Origin of the sequence: Paenibacillus terrae HPL-003, from assembly GCF_000235585.1 — a bacterium.
Classification (GTDB): domain Bacteria; phylum Bacillota; class Bacilli; order Paenibacillales; family Paenibacillaceae; genus Paenibacillus; species Paenibacillus terrae_B.
This window is the reverse complement of the sequence record NC_016641.1, coordinates 683,220-704,581: the sequence shown is the minus strand read 5'-3', so window position 1 is coordinate 704,581 and position 21,362 is coordinate 683,220. Positions and strand designations below refer to the sequence as shown.

Here is a 21,362-nt window from a genome sequence, read left to right as displayed (position 1 = left end):
CGTTTGCGTTAACAGCATTTGGTATATATATCAGTATGTTCATTATACTTGTTCCAAAGCGATACGGGAACACTGGTCTGAAGTTGCAAAAACCGAGAAGCAAAGCCCCGTTCTTATAGAACGGAGCTTTTTAAATTGGATAGTATATGACCATACTTAACCGAGTTAATGTTTCACCTGAGTTATGATAGGTATGGGGTCTGTCAGCTTTGAATCGGATTGAATCACCACTTCTTACTGTATATTCAAGGTCATTTACACGAACAGTTAATTCTCCACCAAAAACAGTTAAGAACTCCTCAGTTCCCTCTCCGTGAGAATCAGCACTTAGGAAGCCGTTGGGATCTATCTCAATTGAATAAACCTCAAAGCGTCTATCATCTTCGAAGGGGAAGTGGGGATAGACTCGAAATTTTCCGTTGTCTTCAGTTAATATTTGAATTTCACTGCCTAAAACCACTTTTGCATCTGGCTGCGGATTATTTATTAATGAAGAAAAAGAAATTTTTAATCCATTCGCTATTTTCCAAATCGTTGTAATCGTAGGGCTGGATTCGCCTCTTTCAATTTGACCTATCATCGTTTTGCTTACTCCAGTGAGTTCTGCAAACCTTTCAAGACTTAATTTCTTATGTTCTCTAAAGGCTTTTAAGTTTTTGGCAATGATAAGATTGATGGTCTCCATAAATACCTCCTATACTCATGTACAATATAACGTCTATATTGTACAATAAAACGTAAAACGTTATATTGTTCTTCTCGGACATTATAGCATACGCCGAAGAGGGGGTTCCCATATGCCTTTATTATCGTTTTTGTTATATGTTTTTGTTACCAGTTTTACTCCAGGCCCCAATAACATTATGGCCATGCTCTTTGCTAATAAATTCGGGTTCAAAAAGACAATTCAATTCTGTTTAGGAGTAGGCGCAGGCTTCTTTGTGATCATGATATTGTGTAGTTATTTTAATCTTTTACTTGAAAATTTCATTCCCAAGATTCAATTTGCGATGACGATCTTAGGTGCAGCCTATATGTTATATCTGGCGATAAAAATAATTACGAGTAAAAATAATGATCAAGACAATGATGGGGACAAGAATAACAGTTTTCTAACTGGGATGCTTTTGCAGTTCATAAATCCGAAAGGGATTTTATATGGTATCACTGCTATATCAACCTTCATTCTTCCTTATCACAATTCAAATTTCAGCTTAATGTTGTTTTCGTTATTTCTAGCTTTTGTTGGTTTTATGAGTACACTCTGTTGGAGTGTGTTTGGCTCCGTTTTTCAAAAGATTTTATCTAAGTATAGAAGTCAGTTTAATATAATAATGGCTTTGTTATTAGTGTATAGTGCAGTTTCGATTCTTGTAGATATTTGACTCCATGCAAGTAACACAAACAGTCCCATTGAAGGAAATCTTCATTAGGACTGTTTTGTATTTTTGCGGACAGCAGATGAAGCGATGACGAAAGGCCATATTCCTGCACAAAGTTATCTTACATATGTTGTAGCCTTATTGCCGGCATAATCTTCAATCACGATCTTTAGCGAGCTGGTGCGGGAAGTGGGGGTAAAGGTTAATTCACTTAACTTTGTTCTTCCCCGTACAATGTAAGGAAACTTTTTCGACACATAAGTCACGCCAAATTGCTTGGGTACATCGTTTTCGTATACATATAAATAATGCCAATCCTTCAAGGTTGGTAGAGTAAGCGTATACGTTGATCCGGTGACCGTTACATTCTCTTTTGCGTAAGGCTCTATAGTCGTGTCTGCGAAATGCCCGGTGTATGCTACAGGTGTATGATTGCCAATGGCGATACGTAGTGTGTAGCTATCACCGTTTGTGGGCAGATCGGTAAACGTAGCCGTTTCAGTCCCGCTGTCCGCAGTAATGGTTTTATGGAGTACGGTGTCCGTATACTCGGTAGCCAAGGTTAATTTGACCGTTCCGTCGGCTTCAGAGGAATGTTTCCACTTTATCGTAGCCTGACCGTTTTCTTTGGTTTCCACATCAATGTGACTGACAGCGGCATTCAGATCATAATCTAATCGAGCCGGGTCGCTTTCCGTTCCATCTGCCCCGATTGCGGTGAGCGTTAATTCACCGGATTTATGATTAAGAGACTTAATATAATAGGTTGAGTCATAAATTCCCCCGATATAGGAGCCGTTCTCATACAGATTGTATTGTTTAACTTTGGAGTAATCCTCAAGGTCCCAGGCTACGATCATTTCGTTCGTATCGGTCAGTGCCTTGGTAATTTTGAATCCAGTCGGTGCGGCTGGTTTCAGGACAGAACCGTCAGTTATCTTGATTTGGCCGATATTCATCTGATAGTTTTTGATTGTTTTATTCGCGTTATCAAAAGATAAACCGAAAGCTGCAATCGTTTTTCCCTGATAGGCGCTCAAGTCTATACTACGGTTAACCCAGCCTGTGGTTTGTTTACCAGAGTTGGGGACGCTGACTTTTACGACTTTATCGGGGGTATCCTTAAAGATCAGTCCGATACTCAGAACCGAGCTGTCATCAGAGGAAGGCTTGTTGTACGTGATGGACAAGTTTGAATTCTTGTTTACCGACAGATCCGTTTTATACAGGCGTAAAAAGTTATCCGAATCCAGCTCTCCGTTAACGACGAGGGAGCTGCCGCCCTGATAAGCGCCCACAGGCTGATAGGTAAACCGGTTCCCTTTGGTATAATTCGGGCCATAGTCGTAGTCAACCGAGAGCGGTTTACCTTGGGTATCGAGCCACCATTGCCAAGTCACCGGGATATCTTGAATATTGATGTTGGACCATTCCTTCGGATTGGAAACAACTCCGTTCACCACATACTGCAAGCCATGTCCAGTATTGAAGCTGGTGTTAAAATGGGAACCACGGATGACAGAACGTTCAGCGATATATGCCGCGATACCGTCCCAGTTAGCGCCCGAAGCTTTTACATCAGACAAATCTGCACTTGCGTTTCTTTGTGAATGGACGGGATTCTGGTTCGGACCGGACCACCAGACACGGTCGCGGATAAAGGTCATCCATTGATAGGCATTGTCAGCTCTGCGATTGGTGTCCTGTCCGCCAAACTCTTCATCCAGCGCATTATGTGTGAAATCTGCTCCCAACGTTGCGATACTGTTCATCGGCTGCCCGTTATCACCGATATTCAGACGAAGATCGTATTTTTGCTTCCATCTGCCAAAGTCACCGTTCCCGCCCTCAATACCAGTAAAAACGGTCTTAAGAGGGTCCAGACCCAATTGCTTGGCATGGTCGCGGGAGCTTTTCAGCTTCGCTTTGTCCCACCAATAATTCAGAAAAATAGAATCGGACACCTGTCCGTATTGCTTGTCTTTGACAAACGGGCTGTTCACGGCATTAAACTCATTTTGATAAGCAATTTTACCAGTTTCGTTTACGGTGGAGTCGTACCATTGCACATACATGCCCTGATCCCGCAAGTATTTCATAAACTGTTTGTAACGGGGGATGTCCTCCGTAGCTACGCCTTTTGAAGCTTCCTCCTGGTTGATGAAGTAGCCGTCATAGCCATAATATTTCGCCATTTCGATCAATTTTTTGGCTACCGGAAATCCACCCTGAGCATCCTGCACGAGCATTTGCTTATACGTTTGCGGTCCACGGTCATTATCCGAGAAAAAAATACAGGCGATGGAGAGAACGCCGTTCTTATGCGCCGCATTCGTATAGCCCGGATTTGGAATGTTCAGAATGCCGAACTCGAACCATTTTTCCGTCCAATCCTTTTGGGGATCGTACAGCTCTTCGGGTACATGGGCGGTAGGCATGCCATGCCAGTAGCCGTAATAGTCGGTATATTGCCAGTAATTGAACAAATATTGACTGAATTTATTGGTATAGGGATAGCTATCGAAAAAAGCGTTTCCATAATCGCCGCTGAGTGTAAACATTTGCGTGTCAGGGATTAAAGCAGGGTGAGCCTGAGTGGCTGCAAAGGAGCTGTTTCGTTGTTGCAATGGGACACGGGCGCGAAGCATATCTCCATAGACATCTTGGGTAGGAGTCCAGTCCAAAATATGTGAGCTGGCGTACCCATGCTGATAAGGCTGATTCGGCCCTTTGGCGCTTTCTCCTTCATACGGGAGGGTATCGCCTGCATAAACGGATGGAGAGAGTGTTTGGCTTAACAGAACGGAAGTCAAAACCAGAGCAGTCCATTTTAAAGCGAACTTGTGCACCTTGTTGCGTTTCATAGCTCATCCCCCTAACGAGTATTTATCCCCCTAAAGATAATCAATAAGATTGTTTTTAAATAGAGGCTAAATTAAAGATATGACGTTTAAATTAAAGAAAATCATGCTTTTTATGAATGCGCTTACTTATTACCTGCGGAGGACATGGTATACTTTATTTACGCATGAACGATTCTGGAGGGTTTATAGCATGAAAAGGGGCAAGAGATACATAGCTTATTTTAAAAATAACATGTTCCTGAGGATACTACTGTTGTTCTCCTGTATTGCCATTTTGTCGATTATTACGATTGCATATGTCACGTATGTATCCATTTCGCAATCTATTGTTCGACGGGAACTGGATACCCAGAAAGCAGCGATGGAAAGCGTTGATCGCTATATCCATCTCCGGCATGAATCCGTCCAGAACATGGTGCGAGACATGTACCGGAATGAGGCGCTCTCGATGAATGTTTCCTTTTTTATGGATCACGCGTATTCCGAATATGTACAGCACCGCATGGACGAAATGTACATGGAGAGTCATGATTATTCAACAGATGTACTCACCTATTTTAAAAATTGGCTGGATGAAAATAGAGATATCAGCAATTTGATTCTGTACAGTGCCGACCAGCAATATTTGTCCACTTTCAATGAGAACAAGCAATTCAAACAATTTCCGGTGCATGTGGCGCGTTCCTTTGTACCGGATGTGATGGCTGCCGAAAGCAAAAGCGTCTCTGCTCCGAATTACTGGATTCGGAAGGCGGTCGATCAGTGGAGCCCCTCGTTATATTCGTTACAAGTCCCCATTAACAATAAGCAAACACTCAAAAATACGGGTCAGCTTCTGGTGTTTCTAAATTCTAAAAATATTTCCAATGCACTTACCAGCTACGGGAACAATCTGAAGGGAGAAATTATCGTTCTGTCCACCCATGGAACGGTTCTGTTCGATTCAAGAAATAACTATTACGGAAAAACGTACCCTTATGTCGAAGTGACCCGATCGTTATATGACGATGTGGACTCCGATGTTGGGATCATTCAGGCGAAGCAAAATATGTACATTAACAAGCTGATTTCTCCAGACGAAGGGTATGTCGTGATTGGGGCAGTCCCTAATGAGGAAATGGCGGAATCGTACCGGGGTATCCGTAATACGATTTTGACAATCAGTGTCGTTTGTATTCTGTTTGCTGTGCTGTTCCCTGCCTTCTTCGTCATTAATTTTGCAAAACGAACGAATCGGATTATTAAATTCACTCGTCAGGTGAAAAATGGCGACCTTACAGCTCGCATCCAAGACCCCCAAGAGGATGAGCTGGGACAAATTTCTCGAAGCTTCAACGATATGCTGGACGAACTTAATCTATATATCGAACGGGTGTATAAAGCAGAGATCAAGCAGAAGCAAACGGAGCTTGTGGCCTTACAGGCACGTATTCATCCCCATTTTTTGTATAATACGCTTGAAGTGATCCGCATGCGGGCGATTTCCCAGGGAGCCAAGGATGTAGGAGAAATGATTTACAGCTTATCGGTGTTGTTCAAAAGCCTGGTTCAGCAGAAAAAAATATACACGCTTAAAGATGAATTGGAGGCTTGCAGATTATATCTTGAGTTGTTCAGAATACGCTACAAGGAAAGGTTCGATTACACAATTACGGTCGACCCCGAGCTGTATCCCCGTTCTGTCATGAAGCTGATGCTTCAACCGATCATTGAGAATTATATCGTTCATGGTATCCAAAGCGACCGGAATGATAATGTGCTGACCATTGATGTGCGGGAAGTGGGGGAGGTTCTGCTGGTTGAGATCCGCGACAATGGAAAGGGCATTGAAGGGGAGCGTTTGAAAGAGATTCTAGCGGAACTGGAGCGTTCGGAAGAAAACGGACAAATGTTTGGACTACGCAGTGTGCACACCCGACTTCGATTTTTATACGGAGCCGATTACGGGATTGAACTGGAGAGCCTCATTGGTGAGGGAACGACGATTCGGGTACGATGCCCCAACAGGGAAGGGATGGATGCCATATATGTATAAAGTATTTATTGTCGACGATGAGCCTTTTATCATTGAGGGACTATACGATATTGTGGATTGGACCTCTTTTGGACTAGAAATTGTCGGACATGCGGAAAATGGATACTTGGCGATGGAAGCGCTGGCCTCCAGACCCGTGGACGTACTGATTACGGACATCTCCATGCCAACGATGAATGGTCTCAGTCTGATTCATGAGGCGAGAAAGCTGCATGCTGACTTGAAGGTGATTATTTTGAGCGGATTTAATGAATTTGATTACTTGAAGGAAGGCATGAAGCTCGGCATCGAAAATTATCTTCTGAAGCCGATTAATGTGGAGGAACTGGAGTCCACTTTATACAATACAACGGAGAAGCTGGACAGGTCCCGATTGGATCAACGATATGAGACATTCGGGGTACAGGTTCTCAAGGAAAATACGTTGTACCGTTGGCTGACAGGGCAGATTGCGCCTACAGAATTTCAGGAACGTGCCGAATTGATAGGTTTTTCGTTAAATATCCCCTTCATGGGGGTAGCCGTGTTGCGGACCGAGAGGGATTCGGCAGGAATGCATAAACGGTTAAGGCAGTACATTCAACACCAGCCCGATTTAACATTGTTTCGCGATGTTGATGCGGATAGTGTAATCATTGCTGCACTCTCGAATCACGATGAGGGCAGACAGGACTTGATGACGCTGTTGGAGGATTTTTCTGTTCAGTGGTCAACGAGCGGGGAAGAAACGGTTTATATCGGGATAGGCAGCGCCGGTTCGCTTGCTGCTGCTCCACACAGCTACAATGAAGCTAAAAAATCACTGGAATATTTCATGATATATAGTGACCGCCGGATTATTGACTATATGATGCTGGAAGAGGGCGAGGGCAACGCTGGCGAGACTTGTTCCATCGACTGGAAGGATTATGCGAAGCTAATTATAGCAAGAGACCTGGATGCGCTTACCGCACGGATTCAGAGTGATTTTGAGCAAATCCAGCATCTTGAAAGTGTTACCCCGGATGAACTGCGGAATGTGGCGCTGGAGCTGGTGATCCGGTTCAAGATGGAGCTGGAGAGCATCAAGCATTCCAATGAGTCGGAACGGTTTCAGCAGGGGCTTCACCAGATAAAGTGCTGTACCACATTGGCAGAGCTGGTGAGTGCGCTTCAGGATGTGGCGGCAGAGACGGTGAATTCATTGCTGCAAGATATGAAAAACCCCATCGTAAGTCAGGTGCTGTCCTATATCCATGTTCATTATGCCAAGGAGCTATCATTAAAAGTATTAGGATTCCAGTACCATCTTCATCCCGTTTATCTCGGTCAGTTGTTTCATAAGGAAACGGGTGAAACCTTTGCTGAATATATCAATCAGTACCGAATTAATAAGGCCAAGGAGCAGCTTAAAAACACGAATCTCAAGGTACATGAAATTGCGCGGAACGTAGGATATTGGGAAACGGGATATTTTTATAAGCAGTTCAGGAAATATGTGGGTATTTCCCCGACAGACTATAAGGGATTGGGATAAATACCAGGTGTACATGGATTTCTTTAATTTGTACCTTGGTTTATTAAGTTTATCTTCTTTTTGAAAGTGCTTTCATTAGTTAAGGTTAACGTAGTTAAACAGAAATGAATGAAACGACAGGGTCAAAGTCCATTTCATAAGGGAGGATCATAGATGGGTAAAAGCAAAATAAGCTACTCGTTTGTTCTGGTGATGTGTATGGTATTGACGCTTATTCTTAGTGCTTGTGGAGGAAGCAGCGGTGGCGGGGAAACGACAAATGAGGGAGCGGAAAAGCCGGTAGAGCTGATCTGGTATACCATTGGTACACCTCAAAAAGATGTAGATCGGGTGATGGAAGAGGTTAGCAAGTACACCCAAAAGAAAATAAACGCCACGATCAAAATGAAAATGGTCGATTGGGGCGACTACCCGCAAAAAATGCAGGTGAATGTGGCTTCGGGAGAGCCAATGGATATTGTATTTACGGCTTCCGGTGGCTTTGATTATGTACAAAATGCTAGAAAGGGCGCATTCATGGAGCTGGACGACTTGCTTGACAAGTACGGTCAGGATCTTAAAAAGACGATTGATCCTGCGTTTCTGGAAGGCTCCAAGGTGGATGGGCATCATTATGGCATTCCTGCCAACAAGGAGCTTCCGCAGCAAGAGGTATGGCGGTTCAATAAAAAATTGCTGACCCAATACAAGCTGGACCTTTCAAAGGTTCGCTCGCTGGATAGTCTGGAGCCTCTGCTCAAAACGATTAAAGAAAACGAACCCGGCGTAACGGCGTTCGGCATGGACAAAAACTATGTTCCCTATGTTCCATATGACTACATCATTCAAAACCTGCCGATGGCTGTCAAACTGGATACCACGGATTATAAGATCGTAAACATCTTGGAAACGGCCGAAATGAAGCAGGCGCTAACGACGATGCATAAGTACTACAAGGCCGGATACGTATCACCGGAAGCGGCAACTACAGGCTCGACCAATGATTTAACAACGTCCGGAAATTGGCTTCTGGATCGTGCGCAAACTCAACCGCTAGCCGATAATCTATGGTCTGCAAGCTACGGATACCCGGTGATATCGACACCTGCCAGTGACCCGATTGTGACCAATACGTCTGTACAGGGCTCCATTATGGCGATTTCGGCTAACTCGGCAAACCCTGAAAAGGCGATGCAGTTCCTGAACCTGCTGAATACAGATCCGGTATTACGTAACATGGTTGATTCCGGTATTGAAGGAGTGCATTACAAAAAAACAGACGGCCAGTACATCGAAAATCTGGCTGATTCCAAAAACTACGACATGCCTTCGTACTCACTCGGCAACAATATGCTGCTATATCTGAATCCGAATGATCCGGCTGACAAATGGGAGCAATTAAAGAAGTTCAACTCGGAAGGAAAAAACTCTCCAATCCTGAGCTTCAACTTTGACAGCAGTAAAGTATCTACGGAGATGGCAGCGATTCAGAATGTCAAAGAGCAATTTTGGGCTTCGCTGATGACAGGCACGCTGGACCCGGAAACGAATCTCCCGAAAGTGATTGAGAAATTCAAGCAGGCTGGCCTGGATAAGGTGATGGCGGAAGCGCAATCCCAGCTTGATGCCTGGAAGGCACAAAACAGCAAATAATACTTTAGGTCGTGAAATATAAGAAAGATCGGGCGGGTGTAAGTTACGCCCGGTCTTTTTCCAATAGCTATTTTAGCTGCTTTTCTCATTACAGATTGGGAGGGGAAACCTATTGGCCGCATTTTTCAGAAATGTGATTAAAAACAAAGTTATGCTGTTCATGGTGCTGCCCGGCGCTATCTGGTTCTTCTTCTTTTCGTATCTGCCGCTTGTCGGTACAGTGACTGCTTTCAAGCAATATCGTTTTAACAGGGAAGGATTCTGGGCCAGTATTTACACGAGCAAGTGGGTGGGCTGGGATAACTTCAAGTTTCTGTTCAATAACAATGATGCCTATGTCATCACGCGAAATACCCTTTTGTATAACCTAGTCTTTATTATTCTTGGACTTGTGTTTTCGGTAGCTATGGCTATTCTGCTCTCCGAGCTGATTAATAAACGATTGGCGAAGCTGTACCAGACAGGCATGTTTCTCCCATATTTCCTGTCATGGGTCATTGTGGGCTACTTTGCTTTCAGCTTTCTGAGCATGGATCGGGGGATGCTGAATCAAATTCTCGCAGGGTTTGGCATCGAGCCGATTCAGTGGTATTCAGAGGCCGCTTATTGGCCGTATATCTTGATTCTGGTCAGTCTATGGAAGGCGATCGGCTATAACAGCGTCGTTTATCTGGCTTCGATTTTGGGGATCGACAAATCCTTGTATGAAGCAGCCATGATAGATGGAGCCAGCAAGTGGCAGCAAATTCGTAATGTGACGCTCCCTCTGCTCTCGCCGATCATTATCATTATGACGCTGCTTGCAGTCGGACGGATTTTTTATGCGGATTTTGGTTTATTCTATCAGGTTCCGAGAGATTCGGGCACTTTGTATTCGGTAACGAATGTCATCGACACCTATGTATACCGTGGGCTAAAAACAACGGGGGAAATCGGGATGAGCACAGCCGCAGGTTTGTATCAGTCAGTGGTTGGCTTTGTTCTGGTCATCTTATCCAATTATGTTGTGCGAAAAATAGATAAAGACAGCGCTTTGTTCTAAAAAAGAGGAGAGGGGTGTGGACTGTGGCTTCTGAAAAGGAAAGAAAAAAACGGGATTTCCATCATATTTCACGGGGCTGGAATGCTGTTCTGAATGTGATAGCAGGGGTATTCGCGTTCCTATGCGTATTTCCCTTTTTGTTCGTCGTCATTATTTCCTTAACCGATGAGAAAACGCTGGCGCGGGACGGATATCGGTTGCTCCCGGCTCAATGGAGTCTGGAGGCCTACCGCTTCATTTTTCGTACCAGTGATACGTTACTGCGCTCCTATGGGGTGACGATTGCTGTAACGGTCATCGGTACGGTGATCAGTCTCATTCTCATTTCGTTATATGCGTACGCCATTTCACGAAAGAGCTTCCGTTACCGGAGATTTTTTTCCATTTTTGCGATTTTAACCATGCTCTTTAATGGCGGAATGATCCCGACCTATATGGTCGTTTCCCAATTGCTCGGGCTTAAGGATACGATTTGGGCTTTGATTTTGCCGCTGGCTATGAATGCCTTTTATATTATGATCCTACGCACGTTTTATAGCACCAGCGTGCCAGATGCCATCGTTGAATCAGCCAAAATAGACGGAGCAGGCGAGTTTTACACCTTTTTAAAAATCGTGCTTCCGCTCTCTCTGCCCGGACTTGCGACCATTGGCTTATTCAGCACGCTCGGTTACTGGAACGACTGGTTTAATGCCCTGCTGTATATTGACAATCCCAATCTGGTACCACTTCAGTCCATGCTGATGCGGATTGAATCCAGTATTCAGTTCATTCAGCAAAATTCGCAAAACAGCTCTATGAGTCTGGCCGCGCTTCAATCTATCCCGCAGGATACTTCGCGGATGGCGATGGTGGTGCTGGCGACGCTGCCTATTATATTCGCTTATCCCTTCTTCCAGCGTTACTTCGTGCAGGGGCTTACGGTTGGGGCTGTGAAGGAATAGCAGGAAAGGAGAGGACATGAACATGTTGATTTATAAAGATAAAAGCAAACCGATCAAAGAACGGGTGGAGCACTTAATCGGTTTGATGACGATAGAGGAAAAGGTAGGTCAGCTTGTGCAGCCATTCGGCTGGCAAGTGTATGAGTACGCAGACGGGGAATTGTCCCTGCATCAGTCTTTCAAGCAGCAGGTACAAAGTGGGGGAGTCGGCTCCTTATACGGAGTGCTTCGGGCTGATCCGTGGACCGGGGTGACCTTGGAGAACGGGTTATCCGCCAAACAGGGAGCTGAGGCCGTGAACCTGATTCAACGCTATGCGGTAGAGCATTCCCGGCTGGGCATCCCGATTCTAATCGGCGAGGAATGCTCCCATGGGCATATGGCGATAGACGGCACTGTGTTTCCGGTTCCGCTGTCCATTGGCAGTACGTGGAATGTCGACCTGTACCGTGACATGTGCCGCGCTGTAGCGAGTGAAACCCGCGCTCAGGGCGGGGCGGTCACGTACTCGCCCGTGCTTGATGTTGTGCGTGATCCGCGCTGGGGACGCACAGAGGAATGCTTTGGCGAAGATCCTTATCTCATTGGTGAATTTGCTGTTGCCGCCGTGGAGGGGCTCCAGGGGGAAAGCTTACTCAGCGAACATAGCGTAGCCGCCACATTAAAGCATTTTGCAGGTTATGGCAGTTCAGAAGGCGGACGTAATGCCGGACCTGTGCATATGGGCTGGCGCGAGTTTTTGGAGGTCGATCTGTATCCATTCCAAAAAGCGGTGGAAGCAGGGGCGCAATCTGTTATGCCAGCTTATAACGAAATTGACGGGGTCCCGTGTACAGTGAATGCAGAGTTACTGGACGGTATTCTTCGTCAGACGTGGGGATTTGACGGTCTGATCATTACCGACTGTGGTGCGATTGAAATGTTGGCGAACGGACACGATGTGGCCGAGGATGGATCGGATGCCGCTGTGCAGGCGATTCGCGCAGGGATTGATATGGAAATGTCCGGCGAAATGTTCGGAAGTCATCTGGTCGAGGCGGTTCATGCTGGCAAGCTGGAGACGAGCGTGCTGGATCGGGCGGTTCGCAGGGTGCTCACGCTAAAATTCAGGTTGGGTCTGTTTGACAAACCGTATGTGGATGCGGAACGAGCGGAGCAGGTGATTGGTCAGACGGAGCATATTCGGTTGGCTCGTCAGCTTGCGACCGAAGGGATCGTGTTGCTTAAAAACGTCGATGGAACCCTCCCCCTTCCGAAAACCTCCAAGCGTATTGCGATCATCGGACCGAATGCGGATCAGGTCTACAATCAGTTGGGAGATTATACATCACCGCAGCCGAGATCCCGCGTGATAACTGTACTTGATGGTATCCGTGGCAAGCTGGGCAAGGATCAGGCTGGCGTTCTGTATGCACCTGGCTGTCGGATCAAGGGAGAGTCCCGGGAAGGCTTTGAAAACGCGCTGGCATGTGCCGCTGAGGTAGATACAGTGGTGATGGTGGTTGGAGGGTCCAGCGCCCGCGATTTCGGGGAAGGGACGATTGATCTCAAAACAGGGGCATCGAAGGTATCGGATCATGACTGGAACGATATGGAAAGCGGTGAAGGCATCGACCGGATGACGTTGGGTCTTGCGGGCGTACAGCTTCAACTCATGCAGGAAGTCTACAGGCTGGGAAAGGAACTTGTCGTCGTTTATATGAACGGACGACCGATTGCTGAGCCGTGGGTGGAGGAGCACGCACACGCCATTGTGGAAGCATGGTATCCGGGTCAGGAGGGGGGACATGCAATCGCGGACATTTTATTTGGGGATGTAAACCCTTCGGGACGTTTGACCCTCTCCATCCCTAAGCATGTCGGTCAGTTGCCGGTATATTACAATGGCAAGCGTTCCCGGGGCAAGCGGTATCTGGAGGACGATGCCGAGCCGCGCTATCCGTTTGGCTACGGTCTCAGCTACACGACATTTAGCTATGAAAGGCTTACATTAAGCGCCAACTCAATCCGAGCGGACGAATCTGTTACGGTTACAGTCGATGTAACCAACACGGGCGAACGGGAAGGGGCTGAGGTGGTACAGCTTTATATCTCGGACACGGTGAGTTCGGTGACCCGCCCAATCAGGGAGCTCAAGGGCTTTTGTAAAGTTGTATTAAAGCCAGGAGAAACACGGACAGTGGAGTTTGTTGTAGGCTCTGACAAGCTGCAATATATAGGGCGTGATCTAAAGTCAGTTGTTGAGGCAGGGCGATTTTCTATTGAAGTAGGCAGGCACTCCAAAGATACGCTGGGTGCTGAGTTGATCGTGCGGGAGGAAGAATGATGGAGCGTATCAGACGCTTGATTCGGGAATTGTCGGAATGCCAATGGCTGGAGAAGCTGGATTTTCGGAGTTGGAACATTACCCGCTCTACTTACCAAACACCAGGCCAATACGAAGATGTCGCTCCTTTATCGGAGGGACTGGACCTCAAGCGATTCCCAAGCAGCCAGGGAACAACTTATTTTTTTCGAACGCGGCTGGATGTACCGACAGCGTGGTTGCAGGAGCCTTTTGGATGGGTATTTGAGTCCGGGGGAGAAGGATTGCTGCGGGTCAATGGTGCTTCCTATCACGGGCTTGACCGCAATCATAGCTATGTCACGCTTAATCCGGAGGTCATCGGGCCTTCACCGGAATTGGAAATAGAGCTGTTTGATCCTGTGCCCGAACCCGTAGATCCGCTCAATCGGCAGGCTGTCATTCAACCTCCGATTTCTTCCATCACAAGCTATCTTGTACGCCCAAACAAGCCCGTACAGAGCCTGATGTATACCATTACCGTTGTCAGCGAAGCCGCTATACTGCTGCCTGAGGGCGATATCCGCAGAGTACGCTTGCTGAAAGCTCTGTATGGGGTGATGGATCGCTTTGCGAATCTGGAAGAAGACGCCATTCGAGAAGGAGAAGCGATCTCAGCGGCAGAAAAGGAACTGATTCGGCAGGTTCAGGAGATCGGAGGAAATGCGCAAGGTCTGGAGCACATGGTAGGACAGTCGCACATCGACATTGCCTGGCTGTGGCCTATGCGCGAGACCATACGGAAAACAAGCCGAACCTTCTCAACAGTGGATGCGTTGATGGACGAATACCCGGCATATCAATATGCGCAGAGCCAGCCGCTGCTGTTCTCTTTTGTAAAGGAAAATGATCCAGAGCTGTATGAACGGGTCAAAGCGAGAGTCGCCGAAGGACGATGGGAGCTGGTTGGAGGCATGTGGGTAGAGCCTGATTTGAATCTGCCCAGCGGCGAATCACTGATTCGTCAAATGCTGTATGGTCAGCATTTTTACCAACAGGAATTCGGCAAAACCTCCCATATCGAATGGCTGCCGGATACGTTCGGCTACTGTGCGTCCCTGCCGCAGATTTTAAAGCATGGGAAAATGGACTATTTTATGACGACCAAGCTGGGTTGGAACGATACGAATGTGTTTCCTTATGATTTGTTCTACTGGGTGGGCATCGACGGTACTTCGATGTTGTCCTATCTCAATCATGGTGTGAATGAAAATACACGACCACAGGACATTCATGACCATTGGCAGTCCTATCGTGAAAAATCAGCGCATCCCGAGCACATGTTGCTCTACGGGCATGGAGACGGCGGGGGCGGAGTTACTCGCGAAATGCTGGAATATATAGAGCGTTCTCCGCTGATGGTGGGACAGCCTGCGAGTCGGTACAGCACGGCAGAGCAATTTTTCGCAGGTATAGATCAAGCACATCCGAAGCTTCCCAAATGGCATGGTGATTTGTACCTTGAGCTTCATCGGGGAACCTACACGACTCATGCACGCAACAAGCGCAATAATCGAAAAGCGGAGGGAGTCTACCGCGAGGCAGAGCTGTGGAGCACATTGGCATTACCGAAGCTGGAGCCGGAGCAGGTGCAGGATATCCGTACGACTTTGCATGAGGGCTGGAAGCTGATTTTGTTGAATCAGTTCCACGATATTATTCCCGGCTCGGCGATTACCGAGGTTTACGGAACTTCGGATAAGGAGTATCAGCAAATTTTCAAATGGGGACATGAAGGGCTTCAACAGGGGATTACGACGCTGGCGACTCAGGTGAATACGGAAGGATCGAGGAAAGGAACGCCGTATCTTGTGTTTAACAGCCTAGGCTGGAGCCGTAGTGCTGTGATCCACATTGCTACGGAATCGACAGAGGGATTGTGTGTTTATGACTACGCTAATGATGAAGCCGAGCGGCTGGACACCGATGTGGAGGAAGGCGGCATTTCGGTGCGTATTCCAGACATTCCTGCACTGGGCTACAAAACGATTTGGTTGGAGCGAGACCAGTCTGGAGCAGGTGAGCAGTCCGAAATAGCTGTGATATCTGGATCGCTGGAGGATCGCTGGGAAACGGCATTGTATAAGGTGCAATTTAACGAGCGGGGCGAAATGATTCGTCTGCTGGATAAAGGGGCAAACCGTGAAATCGTGAAGCAAGGGGAACGAGCAAACCGTTTTCATTTTTTTCATGACCGTCCGACGCTGTGGGATGCATGGGATTTGGATGACCGCTATGAGGAACAGATAGCAGGTAAAGCCGAGTTGCTGGAAAAACAAGTAGTGCTCCAGGGGAAAACGAAGGATGTGTTGCGCTTCCGATGGCGAATCCATCAATCTGAAATTACACAGGATGTGATCTTTTATCATCACGAGCGGCGAATTGATTTCAAGACGCATGTGAGCTGGAATGAAACGCACAAACTGCTAAAAGTAGGCTTTCCTGTAGATGTGGTTACGGACAAAGCAACTTATGAAATTCCGTTTGGCACTCTGGAGCGGCCGACACATCGGAATACGAGCTGGGAGCAGGCGCAGTACGAAGTGTGCGGACACCGATTTGCGGATGTTTCCGAGCACGGGTATGGCGTGAGCCTGCTCAATGATTGCAAATATGGCTACGACATTCAAGACAGCACTATTCGTCTATCTCTGCTGCGTGCACCCAAATGGCCGGATAAAGATGCCGATCTGGGCGAGCATGATTTTACGTATTCGCTATATCCGCATGAGGGGGACTGGCGCAGTGCCCATACCCTGCGTCATGCGGCTGAGCTGAACCATGATATACCTGTTGTGCAGAAGAAACAGCACAGCGCCGGAGTGCTGCCAAGCAGCGGATCGTTCATCAGCTTTGATAGCCGTCACGTAGTGCTGGATACGATAAAGCCGACCGAAGACGGGCTGGGAACGGTTCTTCGTTTGTACGAATCCTCCGGAGGACGGGAGACGATCAAGCTGAACTGGCCTTACACATTCAATGCAGCCTACTTGTCGAATGCGCTGGAGGAACTTGTGCAGCCGCTTGAGCTGGAAGGTAGCTGTCTTACGTTGCCTTTTACACCTTATGAAATTAAAACGATACGTTTGCAATAGATATGATAAAGGAGCGAGAAAGCTATTGGAACAATTCAGACTTCCCAAAATACCGATGCACGACCTTGAGATGCCGCAGGCTGTTCAGGACATACTCAAGGAAGCGGAGCAGGCACTGGCTGACAGGCCGAAGTTGCTGCGGCTGTTTAAAAACTGTTTTCCGAATTCGCTGGAGACGACGACCAAGCTAATGGATGACGGGACGACGTTTCTCATTACCGGTGATATTCCGGCTCTTTGGCTACGGGATTCCGTGGAGCAGGTCATTCATTATGTGCCATTAGCCAAGAAGGATGCTGATTTACAGCGTATCATTGGTGGTCTAATCAAGCGTCATATTCATTATGTCCTCATAGACCCGTATGCGAATGCGTTCAATGAGACGGCGAATGACTGGCATTGGAATGCGGCCGATGAGACGGAGATGTCGCCATGGGTGTGGGAACGAAAATTTGAGATCGACTCGCTTTGTTTTGTGATCCGGTTGGCTTATATGTACTGGAAGGAAACGGAGCTTACCGATATTTTTGATTCCAAATTCAAGACAGCTCTACGTAAAATTGTGGATGTGTTCAAAACGGAGCAGCGTCATCAAGAGCAGTCTGTATATCGGTTTACGCGTAATAACGGCATTCCCACCGACTCCTTGCGCAATCAGGGACTCGGTATGCCTGTGAATTATACAGGGATGATTTGGTCAGGCTTCCGTTCCAGTGATGATGCTTGCGATTTTCACTACAATATACCCGGCAATATGTTTGCGGTGGTAGCCTTACGGCAAATGCAGGAGTTTGCGGAGTGGGTATTTCGTGACATGGACTTTCTGAACGAGCTGAAGGAGCTGGAGGCCGAGGTGGAGCATGGTATTCGCTTGTACGGCATTTACCGCCACCCGGTATTCGGGCCTATTTATGCTTATGAAACCGATGGGTTTGGCAACTACTGCCTGATGGATGACGCGGGTACGCCGGGACTGATGTCTATTCCGTATTTGGGCTATACGACGGCGAACGATCCCATTTATCAAAATACGAGACGCTTTGCTTTAAGCAAGGAGAATCCGTTTTACTTTGAAGGCAAGGCGGCCAAAGGTATAGGAAGCCCGCACACTCTGCCGGGTTACATCTGGCATATGGCCCTGTCTATGCAAGGATTAACGGCCCAGACCGCAGAAGAGAGGCTGGAAATGATCCGGATGCTGGAAGCGACCGATGGGGATACCGGATACATGCATGAAGGCTTTTATGCCAATGATCCCACGGTTTTTACGAGAAAATGGTTCGCTTGGTCCAACAGTCTGTTTGCCCAGCTTGTGTATAAGGCTATGAAGGATGGCTTGTTATGAATAAAACCACAGTAAGCCCATCTATCGTTATTTTCAGTGAGCAAGGTTTCCCCGCTGTAGGGGGCCTGTTGCCAGATGGAGCATTTCAGGGAGTTGCAGATGTGATGGTCGTACGAGCCGATGAACTGGCTGAAACGCTAAAGCATATGGAAAACGGATGTTTTGTCAATCTGCATGCACCGTATTTCCCAAAATCCGCCTGGACCGAAATCGTGGCATTTCTCCACAGGGGAGGAGGGCTGCTTAACGTCGGGGGAGCACCCTTTAAGCATCCAGTCCGCGATCCAGCAGATGGGCATGGAGACTGGGTAATCGAGACTGGGCAGACTGCATATCATCAGGAGCTGCATATTCATGAGGTGCTGCGAGTAGATGCATCGAAGGTGGCTTCTCTGATCGCATCGGAGGATATTCCCGTGCTGCGTGGTCAGGAGTCGCTATTTCAGGTGGCGGATACGTGGAATCTTGTTCCGCATACAACCAAAAGCAGCGATCTGCCGCACCAGATGGGCTCTGCCGGGCCAATGAATACGCAAATTTATCCTTTGCTCAAGGGCGTCAGTAAGGACGGACGGGACATTGCCGCCCCGGTGGTGCTATGGGAGCATGCCCGAGGCCCGTTTGCCGGAGCGCGCTGGATGTTCGTCCATTTGCCGTTGGTGGCTTCCTTTTGGGAAAAAGGTGGTGAACGGTTGCTTGCACAATGGGCGCATTTCTGCGCCAAGGGGACGACGGAACTATCTCTCAAGCCGAACTATGCGGCTTATGAGCCTGGAGAACGCGCCATACTGACGCTTCAAACCCAAAGATTACAACGAGGAGGAGCCACGCACAGGGATCACGAGATATGGAGCTTTGACCTGACGGTGGAGCAAGTATTGGATGACGGCAGTCCGCAGGTATGGAACCAGCGTTTGCAGAGTGAGGTTAGCAGAGAACAGGACTTTGTACGTATCCCCCTTACATTCTCCATCCAAAGCGGGTTGTATCGAGTCATTTGCCGGGCCGAGTCACCGGATGGAGAAGTGCGTATGTTGAGGCAGGGCTTTTGGGGGCAGGATGCTGGATTGCTGGCCGAAGGACAGATCATGACACGCAGCCGGGATTATTTTATAAAGGATGGGCGTCCATTGCCTGTTGTCGGCATGACCTATATGACCTCAGATGTGGCACGGAAATTTTTGTTTTTGCCTAACGCAGCCGTATGGGATCGGGATATGGCCCAGATGGCTAAGGCGGGTATCAACTGGATTCGCACAGGGATATGGACGGCTTATCGCAATATGATGCAGATAGACGGACACGCTTCGGAAGAGGCGCTTCGTGCGATTGATGCTTTTCTGCTGACAGCTAAAAGGCATGGCTTGCAGGTGACGTTCACGTTTTTTTCTTTTACGCCGGAAACGTGGGAAGGGGTTAACCCTTATCTTGATCCACAAAGTGTGGAAGCACAAAAGCGTTTCATCCGCAGTATTGTCAGTCGTCACACGGATACGACCCATGTGGATTGGGATCTGATTAACGAGCCTTCCATGTTTGATCCGTCACGCATTTTCGCGGATGGTCCGCGTTCTGCGAGGGACTCATTAGAGCAGGAGGCGTTCAGCACGTGGTTGAAGCAACGGCACGGCAGTATTGAGGCCTTGCAGGAAGCATGGAACATGACGCCACAGCAGCTTTACAGTTTTGCTTCTGCCACGATTCCTGAGCCGGGGGATATAAACTTCGATGTTCAGGATATGCATCAGGCCAAAAAGGGAGCCAAATGGCTGGATTATTGCCTGTTTTCGATGGATATGCATAATGTGTGGGCCGAGCAATTGGCGACTTCGATCAGGGAGATTTGCCCTGGACATCTGGTAACCGTAGGTCAGGACGAGGCGCTAGGCGCGCAGCGGCCATCTCCGTTTTTTTATGAGGCTGTGGTGGATTATACGACGGTGCATTCATGGTGGCTCAATGATTATTTGGTGTGGGACGGTATTTTTGCCAAAACACCAGATAAACCGAATCTCGTGCAGGAAACCGGAATTATGTATGTTGAAACGCCGGATGGTCGTGCCAAGCGTTCAGAGGCGGAGCTGCGCGACATGCTGGAGCGCAAGTATGCGTATGCCTTTTCGACTGGCGGAGCGGGTGCGATTCATTGGATCTGGAATACGAACTTTTACATGGATAATGCCAATGAATCGCACATCGGGGCGCTACGTGCGGACGGGACCGAGAAGCCGGAGGCAGAGGTGTCTTACGATTTTGGGCGTTTTATGAATGATATTCGCGATCTGTTTACAGACCGGAAGCTGGAGGAAACGGTTGTCGTATTCCCGTACTCCAATGATTTCTCCAACCGATCACTTGCTTTTGATGCCACGACACGGCTTACCCGGGTGATGTCCTATGATCTCAAGCAGCCGTTCCGTGCCGTCTCCGAGTATCATCTGGACTCGCTCAAGCGGCAGATACCGAAACTGATTATGATCCCTAGCGCACACAATTTTGATAGTGCATCGCTGGAACATCTTCTGGAAATGGTGCGATCCTTCGGTGTGACTTTATTAGTCACCGGACCGTTGGGCCTTGATCCTTACTGGAAAGTGAGCGACCGGGTCGATGATATTATTGGGCAGCGTATGCTGGGGAACGTTCAACGGGAGGAACTGCTGAGTCTGGAGGGTCAAACGTTCCCTGTCTCATTCGGTCATCGACGGATCGCTGAGCTTGCTAAGGAGGGACAACTGTCACCAAAAGCGGATGGAGCTATGGGGGATGAGGTCGTGAACCTGTCGCTGGGTAAGGGACGTTTGATCTGGAGTCCGCTTCCACTGGAGTTGAATGGCAGGGATGAGCCGATTATTGAGCTGTATCGTTACGCCCTCACTGCCGCCGGGGTGGAGCGAGAGCTGGATTGGATAGATGGTGGTGATCAGCCGGGACTATATGGACGTAAGCTCCACTTTGAGAACGGAGGATTGTATATTTTCGTATCAGAGTTTTCCCAGGATACCCCGGTGCGTATTCGGGATAAGGCGACAGGAATATCCTACGCTTTTCTGTTGCCAAGGAGTCGTTCTGTCTTGTTTGCTGTGGATCGAGAAGGACAGTTGCTTGCGGTATATCGTCCCGAGAACGTGAATATTGAAGTGATGCAGTGAACGGATGGCAG

General features: G+C 47.8%; 12 protein-coding genes. 10 read left to right on the top strand and 2 right to left on the bottom strand.

All coding sequences use genetic code 11. From position 1 onward, the window contains the following. Positions 1-130: 130 nt before the first annotated feature. Positions 131-685 carry a helix-turn-helix domain-containing protein gene (locus tag HPL003_RS03370; RefSeq protein ID WP_014278242.1) on the bottom strand — a complete coding sequence of 185 codons (555 nt, stop codon included), beginning with the start codon at positions 683-685 and terminating at the stop codon, positions 131-133. A gap of 112 nt (positions 686-797) precedes the next feature. Here HPL003_RS03370 and HPL003_RS03365 point away from each other — a divergent pair, with 112 nt between their 5' ends. Beyond that, positions 798-1,385, top strand: a complete 588-nt coding sequence (locus HPL003_RS03365; RefSeq protein ID WP_014278241.1) for a LysE family transporter — start codon at positions 798-800, stop codon at positions 1,383-1,385. Positions 1,386-1,498: 113 nt separating this feature from the next. On the opposite strand, the gene HPL003_RS03360 is transcribed toward HPL003_RS03365, so the two are convergent. Continuing rightward, positions 1,499-4,246 (bottom strand): endo-beta-N-acetylglucosaminidase, encoded by a 2,748-nt coding sequence (locus HPL003_RS03360; RefSeq protein WP_014278240.1) that lies wholly within the window; start codon positions 4,244-4,246, stop codon positions 1,499-1,501. A gap of 190 nt (positions 4,247-4,436) precedes the next feature. Here HPL003_RS03360 and HPL003_RS03355 point away from each other — a divergent pair, with 190 nt between their 5' ends. The 9 genes from HPL003_RS03355 to HPL003_RS03315 all read left to right on the top strand — a co-directional run bounded on the left by HPL003_RS03355 (position 4,437) and on the right by HPL003_RS03315 (position 21,351). Continuing rightward, complete coding sequence (locus HPL003_RS03355) at positions 4,437-6,281, top strand: sensor histidine kinase (RefSeq protein WP_014278239.1); 1,845 nt, start codon at positions 4,437-4,439, stop codon at positions 6,279-6,281. After that, a complete protein-coding gene (locus HPL003_RS03350; RefSeq protein WP_014278238.1) occupies positions 6,274-7,797 on the top strand; it encodes a response regulator transcription factor in 1,524 nt (507 codons plus the stop codon). The genes HPL003_RS03355 and HPL003_RS03350 overlap by 8 nt, the downstream gene beginning before the upstream one ends. A gap of 153 nt (positions 7,798-7,950) precedes the next feature. Further along, positions 7,951-9,429 (top strand): ABC transporter substrate-binding protein, encoded by a 1,479-nt coding sequence (locus tag HPL003_RS03345; RefSeq protein WP_014278237.1) that lies wholly within the window; start codon positions 7,951-7,953, stop codon positions 9,427-9,429. 112 nt (positions 9,430-9,541) lie between these two features. Then, positions 9,542-10,471 (top strand): ABC transporter permease, encoded by a 930-nt coding sequence (locus HPL003_RS03340; RefSeq protein ID WP_014278236.1) that lies wholly within the window; start codon positions 9,542-9,544, stop codon positions 10,469-10,471. Between the two features lie 23 nt (positions 10,472-10,494). After that, positions 10,495-11,415, top strand: a complete 921-nt coding sequence (locus HPL003_RS03335) for a carbohydrate ABC transporter permease (protein WP_014278235.1) — start codon at positions 10,495-10,497, stop codon at positions 11,413-11,415. A 22-nt stretch (positions 11,416-11,437) separates the two neighbouring features. Then, the gene (locus HPL003_RS03330) at positions 11,438-13,741 is read left to right on the top strand and encodes a glycoside hydrolase family 3 N-terminal domain-containing protein (protein ID WP_014278234.1); all 2,304 of its coding nucleotides are present in this window, start codon (positions 11,438-11,440) and stop codon (positions 13,739-13,741) included. Next, the gene (locus tag HPL003_RS03325) at positions 13,741-16,854 is read left to right on the top strand and encodes an alpha-mannosidase (protein WP_014278233.1); all 3,114 of its coding nucleotides are present in this window, start codon (positions 13,741-13,743) and stop codon (positions 16,852-16,854) included. The genes HPL003_RS03330 and HPL003_RS03325 overlap by 1 nt, the downstream gene beginning before the upstream one ends. Before the next feature lie 25 nt (positions 16,855-16,879). After that, positions 16,880-18,199 (top strand): glycoside hydrolase family 125 protein, encoded by a 1,320-nt coding sequence (locus HPL003_RS03320; protein WP_014278232.1) that lies wholly within the window; start codon positions 16,880-16,882, stop codon positions 18,197-18,199. Next, on the top strand, positions 18,196-21,351 hold the full coding sequence (locus tag HPL003_RS03315) for a beta-galactosidase (protein WP_014278231.1): 3,156 nt from the start codon (positions 18,196-18,198) through the stop codon (positions 21,349-21,351). Before HPL003_RS03320 ends, HPL003_RS03315 begins: the two co-directional genes overlap by 4 nt. Positions 21,352-21,362: the final 11 nt, after the last annotated feature.